10 protein-coding genes are annotated in these 8,840 nt (G+C 43.7%); 8 read left to right on the forward strand and 2 right to left on the reverse strand.

Going from position 1 to position 8,840, the window contains the following annotated elements; all coding sequences use genetic code 11:
* Positions 1-167 precede the first annotated feature (167 nt).
* The 6 genes from rplM to B4V02_RS03045 all read left to right on the forward strand — a co-directional run bounded on the left by rplM (position 168) and on the right by B4V02_RS03045 (position 5,773).
* Positions 168-605, forward strand: coding sequence for a 50S ribosomal protein L13 (rplM, locus tag B4V02_RS03020; protein WP_007432555.1), 438 nt, complete (start codon positions 168-170; stop codon positions 603-605).
* Positions 606-624: 19 nt separating this feature from the next.
* On the forward strand, positions 625-1,017 hold the full coding sequence (gene rpsI / locus B4V02_RS03025; RefSeq protein WP_007432554.1) for a 30S ribosomal protein S9: 393 nt from the start codon (positions 625-627) through the stop codon (positions 1,015-1,017).
* Positions 1,018-1,846: 829 nt separating this feature from the next.
* Positions 1,847-2,539 (forward strand): phosphoadenylyl-sulfate reductase, encoded by a 693-nt coding sequence (locus B4V02_RS03030; protein WP_007432553.1) that lies wholly within the window; start codon positions 1,847-1,849, stop codon positions 2,537-2,539.
* A 52-nt stretch (positions 2,540-2,591) separates the two neighbouring features.
* Positions 2,592-3,761, forward strand: a complete 1,170-nt coding sequence (gene sat / locus B4V02_RS03035) for a sulfate adenylyltransferase (protein WP_094153694.1) — start codon at positions 2,592-2,594, stop codon at positions 3,759-3,761.
* A gap of 68 nt (positions 3,762-3,829) precedes the next feature.
* Complete coding sequence (gene cwlD / locus B4V02_RS03040; RefSeq protein ID WP_094153695.1) at positions 3,830-4,606, forward strand: N-acetylmuramoyl-L-alanine amidase CwlD; 777 nt, start codon at positions 3,830-3,832, stop codon at positions 4,604-4,606.
* A 60-nt stretch (positions 4,607-4,666) separates the two neighbouring features.
* The gene (locus tag B4V02_RS03045) at positions 4,667-5,773 is read left to right on the forward strand and encodes an Mrp/NBP35 family ATP-binding protein (RefSeq protein WP_094153696.1); all 1,107 of its coding nucleotides are present in this window, start codon (positions 4,667-4,669) and stop codon (positions 5,771-5,773) included.
* Positions 5,774-5,807: 34 nt separating this feature from the next.
* Here the strand turns inward: B4V02_RS03045 and gerD are convergent, their stop codons facing one another.
* Together gerD and pdaB are read right to left on the reverse strand one after the other, a co-directional pair.
* Positions 5,808-6,578: a spore germination lipoprotein GerD gene (gene gerD / locus B4V02_RS03050; protein WP_094153697.1), complete on the reverse strand. Its 771-nt coding sequence runs from the start codon at positions 6,576-6,578 to the stop codon at positions 5,808-5,810.
* A 106-nt stretch (positions 6,579-6,684) separates the two neighbouring features.
* Positions 6,685-7,464, reverse strand: coding sequence for a polysaccharide deacetylase family sporulation protein PdaB (pdaB, locus tag B4V02_RS03055; RefSeq protein ID WP_094153698.1), 780 nt, complete (start codon positions 7,462-7,464; stop codon positions 6,685-6,687).
* A gap of 99 nt (positions 7,465-7,563) precedes the next feature.
* Between pdaB and B4V02_RS03060 the strand changes: the two genes are divergently transcribed.
* Together B4V02_RS03060 and B4V02_RS03065 are read left to right on the forward strand one after the other, a co-directional pair.
* The gene (locus B4V02_RS03060) at positions 7,564-8,178 is read left to right on the forward strand and encodes a stage II sporulation protein M (protein ID WP_094153699.1); all 615 of its coding nucleotides are present in this window, start codon (positions 7,564-7,566) and stop codon (positions 8,176-8,178) included.
* A 137-nt stretch (positions 8,179-8,315) separates the two neighbouring features.
* Complete coding sequence (locus B4V02_RS03065; RefSeq protein ID WP_007432545.1) at positions 8,316-8,546, forward strand: hypothetical protein; 231 nt, start codon at positions 8,316-8,318, stop codon at positions 8,544-8,546.
* The last annotated feature ends 294 nt before the right edge of the window (positions 8,547-8,840 follow it).

An 8,840-nucleotide genomic window follows, 5' to 3' on the forward strand; every position in this document is an offset into this window, starting at 1 on the left:
TTGCTGCTTATCCTGTAATATAAAAGTTGTGTTTTCTTAATGGCTTTCCCACAGCCCCAATTAAGATGATCACATTAAAGCAACATCTAATCCATCAATAATGTAGCAAGTTAACGAACGAAGATAAATGACGATTTCTGTTAATGAACTTAAGGAGGAAACTTTTCATGCGTACTACGTATATGGCTAAGCCAAATGAAGTTGAGCGTAACTGGCACATCATTGATGCCGAAGGTAAAACGCTCGGTCGTCTGGCAAGCGAAGCGGCTGCGTTGATTCGCGGTAAACACAAGCCACAATTTACACCACATGTGGACACAGGTGATTTCGTTGTTGTAATCAATGCAGAGAAGATCGTATTGACTGGTAAAAAAATGGAGAACAAGAAATACTACCGTCACTCCATGCACCCAGGTGGTTTGAAAGTAACAGTTGCACAAGACATGGTTAAAAACAAACCTGAACGTATGTTGGAATTGGCTGTTCACGGTATGCTTCCTAAAACTCGTCAAGGCGAAAAAATGAAGCTGAGATTGAAAGCTTACAGAGGCACTGAGCATCCACATGCAGCACAAAAACCTGAAGTTTACGAACTTCGCGGATAATTAAAAGGAGGACAGTTTCATGGCACAAGTACAATACTATGGGACAGGTCGTCGTAAACATTCGGTAGCTCGTGTTCGTCTCGTACCGGGTGAAGGACGCATTGTCATCAACAAACGTGATATTAATGAATATTTCGGTTTGGAAACACTCAAACTGATCGTTAAACAACCATTGAACCTGACAGAAACAATTGGTAGCTATGACGTACTCGTTATCGCTCATGGCGGTGGTATCTCTGGTCAAGCAGGCGCAATTCGCCACGGTATTTCACGTGCTCTGCTGAAAGCAGATCCGGAATTCCGCCCAGCTTTGAAAAAAGCAGGCTTCTTGACTCGTGACCCACGTATGAAAGAACGTAAAAAATACGGTCTCAAAGCTGCTCGTCGTGCACCACAATTCTCGAAACGTTAATTCTCAACGTTCAAAGGCTCTCAACCAATTGGTTGGGGGTCTTTTTTATGCTAAAAAATACCTGTGACCGTATCATTTTTGACCACATTTGATCTTAAATTAAAGCTCAATGTATTGTGAAATTTAGCAGCCGTTTGTTCATTGAGGCTGTTTGCCCCCATGTATTTTCCTCATTCCCGTTGATTTCCATTTTCCATTCTTTCCTTTGTTTAATAGCGTTGCCCAGCCATTTCAATTTTATTGCTTATAAATGCCTTATGCTACTTGTAGTGGTTTGTCTGTCGCTCAGCATTCTATCCGTAAAGAATTACTACTCATCGATTTGACCATGATAACTGGGGAAACCCAGACTGCCTTGTGTTTACTATGACGGAGAAACAGCTTCTAGCCATCAAAACATGGGTCTCAGGCACGGCGGATTTGTGAGTGAAGCCCATTAGTCTAATTTTGGTCATGGATCGGCTTGTGGGAAACTGGAGCGTCTGAGCACAGCGAAATCAGCAGACAATTAAACAACACGTTCTTTCTTTTTAAGGGGCTTTGGCTAGCTGCTTTTAGTTTCCAACTAACTAGAACATTCCAAAATAAATTGTATAAGAATATTTTATATAAAGTTAAAGAGCCTAGTCGAATGCAAGGAATAGGGTTACAGAATGCTGATAGAACAATGTTTCTGCTGAATTCAGGCTGAAGAATGGTTATATCAAAGCACATTACTGTGGATTGACAATGAATGTGAAAGTTTTATACTTTATTTATTCTTATTAGTTTAGTCGGCTTTGGGTACATGGCACTTATTTATGAATCTTCAGATGGAGGCGCATTAATAATGAACTTATTGGAGAAAGAAGCTTTGATCAAGGTCAAGGCGATTGAGCTGGAAGAGGCGACGCCGGAGGAAATTATCCAGTATGCTATTCAAACATTCCCTAATCTCACCTTTGCTTGCAGCTTTGGAGCGGAAGATGTAGTACTTGTAGATATGCTGCAAAAAATTAGCCCCTCCACTGACATCTTTTACTTGGACACGGACTTTCATTTTCAAGAAACGTACGATACACGAGATCAGATCAAGGCTAAATATAACTTGGATTTTGTCCGGGTATCTCCCTTGATTACTCCCGAAGAGCAAGCGGCTGAGCATGGGGAGGAACTGTGGAAATCAGATCCCAACACATGCTGTGGCATACGAAAAGTTGAGCCGCTGACACGCATTTTATCTCAATACGATGCATGGATTACCGGTATTCGCCGCGACCAGGCTCCAACCCGTGCGAATGCCAAAAAGGTAGAGTATGACCAGAAATTTGGACTTGTTAAATTCAATCCGCTGGCGAGTTGGACATCAGAAGATGTGTGGAATTATATCCATACTCATAAAGTGTTGTATAATCCACTGCATGACCGGAATTATCCAAGTATTGGATGCGAGCAATGCACACGTCAGGTCCTACCGGGTGAAGATCCTCGTGCGGGGCGTTGGTCAGGCAATGAGAAGACTGAATGCGGGCTTCATCAATAAAAATGTGCTCATTAGCTGTGAATCATATTTATGAATGGAAAGGGAGTTCGTTATGACTGCAATTCTTCCGCATGGCGGAACACTAGTTGATAGAATCATCACAGGACCGGAGCAAAAAGCCCTTTTGCAGACTGCACGTGAATTGTTTCCTATTCGAGTAAACTCGTGGACTATTTCTGACCTGGATTTGATTGGGGTGGGGGCGTTCTCCCCATTGACCGGATTTATGAACGAGTCTGATTATCGGTCGGTCGTTAAGGATATGCGTCTTGCCGACGGTACAGTCTGGAGTATTCCCATTACACTTGCAGTTACGGAGAGCATAGCCAGTGAACTCAACGTGGGTCAGAAAGTCGCTTTGGTAGGTGAAACAGACGGAATCATCTATGCAGTGCTTGATATTGAAAGTATTTATCAGGTTGATCAAGCCGAGGAAGCCAGACGTGTATTCAAAACGAATGATTCGGCTCATCCTGGCGTAAAAAAACTGCTGGATCGACCAGCCACTTATGTGGGAGGCTCTGTGCAAGTACTGAATCGGCCTGAGCCTGCGCAATTTAGCGATTTTTATTACACACCAGCACAGACACGCGATCATTTTGCTGAAAAGGGCTGGAAAACAGTAGTCGGCTTCCAGACGCGTAATCCGGTACACCGTGCGCATGAGTATATCCAGAAAAGTGCGATGGAAATTGTTGATGGACTATTTCTCAATCCGCTCGTGGGTGAAACCAAGTCAGATGATGTTCCAGCAGATGTGCGCATGAAGAGCTACCTGGTGCTGCTGGACCATTATTATCCGGCGGAACGGACTTTTCTGGGTGTGTTTCCTGCTGCCATGCGATATGCTGGCCCGAGAGAGGCCATTTTTCACGCTATGGTGCGGAAAAACTATGGCTGCACCCATTTTATTGTTGGAAGAGATCACGCCGGTGTAGGAGACTATTATGGAACTTATGAAGCGCAGGAAATTTTTAGGAATTTTACTCCTGAGGAGCTGGGAATTACCCCATTATTCTTTGAACACAGCTTTTATTGCACTCGTTGTGGGAATATGGCCTCAAGCAAAACCTGCCCTCATCCCAAGGAGCACCATTTGACGCTCTCGGGCACCAAAGTACGGGGATTGTTACGCTCCGGGGTATGCCCGCCGCCTGAGTTTACACGACCAGAAGTCGCCCAAGTGCTGATAGAGGGTATGAAAGAATTTGTTCACTCCTGAGTTGTACTATTTACACGCCTCGTCCCATATAGATCATTAGTATCTGTATAGGACGGAGGCGTTTTGTTATGCAAAAAAATAATCGTAAACACCAGCTTACACTGTGGATTCGCTATCGGACGATGCAAAAAATGCTATTGGGCTGTTGTCTTGCCGTTCTGTTTATTGTGCTGACTTTGTATGAGATACCTGCTTCGAGAGTCTGGACCCATTGGAGTCTTCCGCTCGCGGGTAAAGTCATTGCTATAGATGCAGGACATGGAGGGCCTGATGGAGGGGCAGTTAGCAAAGAGGGTGTCATTGAAAAGGATATTAATTTGGCGATTGCTTTTTATTTGCGGGATTACTTACAACAAGCAGGAGCTGTTGTCGTCATGACACGTGAGGATGACCGTGATCTGGCGCTGCCAGAAACCAAAGGCTATGCCAGAAGAAAAACAGAGGATCTAAAACAACGTGTGCGCATGATTGAGGAGCATAAAGCAGACCTTTTTTTGAGCATTCACATGAACAGCATCCCATCCAGTCGTTGGAGTGGAGCTCAAACCTTTTATGTTCCCAACCATGAGGATAATGAAAATTTGGCTTCCCTTATCCAGGAGGAGATCAAGCGCAATCTGGAAAATACGGACAGAGTGGCCAAGACCGTGAACACAGTATATTTGTTAAAGGCTCTCAAAATGCCAACAGCCCTCGTAGAGGTCGGATTTTTATCCCATCCTGAGGAAGCCCGGCGACTGAGTGACGTAACCTATCAGAGACAGGTGGCAGCATCCGTCTATAAAGGAATTTTGCGTTATAGCGCCGGGGAGAAGGTAACATCGTCAGCACCTAAAGCCAGATAGTGGTATACTGTAATTGTTTACAACTACGTAAATTCACTGAAGCAGAGGTGCTGATTATTCATGCAATCTAGAGAGCAGGTTATAGAGCTACTTCAACAGGTACGAGAGCCTCACACGGGCCGTCGTCTGGTTGATCTTCATTTTATTCGGGATGTTGTTGTAAAAGAAGAACGCGTATCCTTGACCGTGGTTAGTTTGAATACGGAGGAAGGGGCGCAGGCAGATTTGGAGCGGGAAATCCGTCTGACGTTGGAAGAGGCGGGGCTGAGGCACGTTCATATTCGTATTCGGGAAGCCTCTGAGCATGAAAGATCCGCTATTCAAACAGAAGATGATTCCGAGGCAGCGGCTGACCCGGTCTTGACCAAGGGACATGCTGCTGGTATGGAACAACATGAGCTGCTTGATCCATCATCTGGAGTTCGGTTTATTGCCATTGCGAGCGGAAAAGGTGGTGTAGGGAAATCAACGGTAGCTGTAAATTTGGCGGCTGCTTTGGCTAGACAAGGCCAACGTGTCGGTTTGATCGATGCCGATATTTACGGGTTTAGTGTACCGGATATGATTGGGGTAGAGGACGTTCCTTCTGTAGAAGAAGGGATTATTCAGCCAGTAGAGAGATTTGGTGTTAAGCTCATGTCTATGGGCTTCTTTGTCAGGGAGAACAATCCCGTCATCTGGAGAGGTCCCATGCTGGGAAGAATGCTCAGACAGTTCTTTAGCGATGTCCAATGGGGCAAGCTGGACTATATGATTCTTGATTTACCGCCGGGTACCGGAGATGTAGCGCTTGACGTACATCAAATGATTCCACAGAGTGAAGAAATCATTGTCACTACCCCTCATGCGACGGCTGCTTTTGTGGCAGCACGAGCGGGGGCCATGGCGCTCCAAACGGATCATAAAGTCATTGGCGTTGTGGAGAATATGTCCTATTATGTTTCCTCTACCGGTGAAAAGGATTATGTTTTCGGCCGTGGAGGAGGGGCTATGCTGGCTGATACTCTCCATACCAAGCTGCTGGCTCAGATCCCATTGGGAATTCCAGATAATCATCCTTCAGAAGCTGATTTTTCGCCTTCTGTATATAAATCTGAATCGGCAACGGGTGCTATTTATAACGATATCGCCGCTCAAATTACGGCGTTGCACGCCGAATCTGAATAAGAAAAAAAGGCTGGTTGCGCAACCAGCCTTTTTATTATTGGCCTCCTCCTTGTTCGCCTTGACCACCGCCACCACCTTCGGAACCGCCACCGCCTTGCTTTTGACCGCTTGTGCCACCAGGATTTTTTTTCTCAACCTTAGGCTGGAGTTCCTCTTGTACGACGGTTTTAAGTAAATTCATCACCTCAAGCCGGAAAATCGGGCTTTGCATAGCATCATGCATGACGGTCATCGCTTGTTTGCGATATTCAGGGGTTTTAGTCAGGTCCATGTACATCTTGGTCAGTTCTGGCGACTTGAGCATGGATTCAATAGATTTTTGATAAGATGGGTCCTTTATAAGCTGCATATGAAGCTGTTTGTTTTGGCTATTGATAGCTTTAGCAAATTCTCCGGCGAAACGCGGATCAGTCATGATTTTTTCGATTTCTTTTTTATACTCGGGTGAAATCAAAGTATCCTTGACTGCGATTTTCATCTGCTCAGCTGATTGTGTAGGCATAAGCATCTTCATTCCCATGCTGCCACCCGAACCTCCACCAGAACTCCCGCCAGAACTTCCTTCACCCCCGCTTCCTTCACCACTTTGTCCAGATTGCCCATCCTTGGAGGAACTGCTTTGCCCAGTCAAAGCCTCTTCTATGGCTTTTTTTCCATCATCACTTTTTAAGATATCGACTACCATCGTTTTCGTCTCTTTATAACTGTTCTGGGGAGATGCAGAACTCTGATCCGAGCCACAGCCGCTTAGTGCAACGCCCAGTACGCATATCATGCTGACAAATCGCAAACGAGTCCAATTCATGGCCGTATTCCTCCTTCATCATGAATGTGGATAGTATGCGAATGAGTGAGGAGAAATATGTCGATCGGCTTTTGGTTTTTTGCTGAGAACGATGTAAAATAACTCCTTAAAGACCCATGGCCTGATCACGAACTTCTTTGCCTTTTACTGTACCCTGTTGTAGAAGTTCAGATACCGTTACGAATTCATATCCTTGTGCACGCAATTTGTCGATAATAACCGGCAGTGCTTCATGAGTTTGTTTACAGGAATCACTGGCGTGGAGAAGAACGATGTCACCAGGATGCGCTTTATTTACAACACGATCAATAATGACCTGAGTACCGGGATTTTTCCAATCCAAGGAGTCAGTATCCCATTGAATGGTTTTATAGCCTAAAGTGCTTGCCACCTGAAGGACTCTTTTGTCAAAGTCCCCATTAGGCATACGAATTAATTTCGGCGCTTGTCCGGTCAGCTCAGTTAGTGTGGTGTGGGCTGTTGAAATTTGTTTGCGAATGTCCTCGTCGCTTAAGCTGCTATAATTTTCGTGTTTATGTCCATGACTTCCAATCTCAAACCCATTGTCTTTAATCTGATTCACAAGCTCTGGATGTGTTTTGCTCCACGGGGAAGAAAGAAAAAAAGTAGCCTTGGTCACTTTTTTATCCTCAAGTATCTTTAAAATAGGAGCAGTGCGCTTATCGCCCCAGCTAATGTCAAAGGTGAGGGCAATCAGCTTCTTTTCAGTAGGTACACTATAAACAGCGGCCGGTGCTTCCTCGGAGAAAACGGTAACATTATCAGTTTCTACATAAATGACCCCAATAGCAAAGAAGGCCGCAGCTATGACGATAAAGAACCGTTTGATTTTTTTACCGTTCAAAACATAGAAAAAAGAATTCATAGTATAATAATGCCCCTTTCATCCTAGAAGTGCTTGTTTACTTAAAGCTATGCCGGGGGTTGTCAATTATGCCAATGTACTACAGGAGGGAAACATCGAATGGGATTAAAAGCGTTTCTTCATGATCTATACACGACAAGATGGCTAGTTTTAGTTTCTACACTTCTTTTTTGCATAAGTATTGTGGTGGGCTGGTTAAGTACAGGCGCTATCCAATCCATGCTAGCTCAACAAATAGAAGGCCTGGGTGGAGTAGCTCAACGTTTGCAGCAGTCTGATCATCCTCAATGGAGCTTTTTTGTGTTTATCTTTTTCAATAATGCCATCAAGTGTGTGCTAGTTATATTTGTAGGGGCTTTATTTGGAATCGTGCCGTTTATATTTTTAATTGTGAATGGAATGGTTCTAGGATTTGTAGTGCATCTGCAGACAGATATGGGAAGAAGTATGTATGAGGTTGTTGTAAAAGGATTACTTCCTCATGGGGTGATTGAATTGCCTGTTCTGATTATCGCTTGCGCCTTTGGATTGAAGTTTGGGATTAAAGTAATGTCTACGATAGGCTCAAGCATGGGGCTGAAACGCAAAGGGAACGGTCAAACGTGGGAGATCTTTATGAAACAGACGCTCACAGTGTCCATATGGTCCGTCATTTTGCTGCTTATCGCAGCCGCGATTGAGAGTGGCGTAACTTATCGCTTATTGTCGCATTAAAATATTATGGACATTTATTTATATATTTACTGAAAATTGAACATAACAAAGGGGAGAGCTTAAAGGAAAAAGCGCTGAAATTAGTTGAACAAATATAAGTACTATCTAATAATAAGCTGATAAGGGAGTATGGTCATATGCTGGGAATGCTGTTTAACGAAAAGGAATGCAAGGAACTGGACTACGTTCTTCGTAAGGAACTCGATGAAATGCTGCTTGACATGAGTGATACCCGATTAGACCAGGATATTCGTTATGCAATAGCACTTCGGTATAAAACAGTCTTTCGCATGTATGCCCGCTTTGCACCCGCTAAGGAACTATCCAAATATGCCCGCAGAGGGCGTGTTCCTCAAAGCAAACAATAAAAGATAAATATTATGAGCAAAAAAGTATTGACTCTATTCTATATTCATGGTAAATTAATTTTCGTTCCTTTTTGAAGGATTTGCTCGAAAAAAAAGATTTCAAAAAAAACTTTTGCAAATCTCAAAAAGAGATGATATATTATAAAGGTCGCCGCTGAGACGCGGTGATGAAACAAAGCAAGAACAAAACAAATATATAATGTAAGTTTGATCTTTGAAAACTGAACAACGAGTGAGTAATGATTTTGTTCGCAAAATCAACAATGAGATATTTTATCTCGTCAGATTCAACAT

The sequence above is a fragment of the Paenibacillus kribbensis genome (assembly GCF_002240415.1).
Taxonomy (GTDB): Bacteria; Bacillota; Bacilli; order Paenibacillales; family Paenibacillaceae; genus Paenibacillus; species Paenibacillus kribbensis.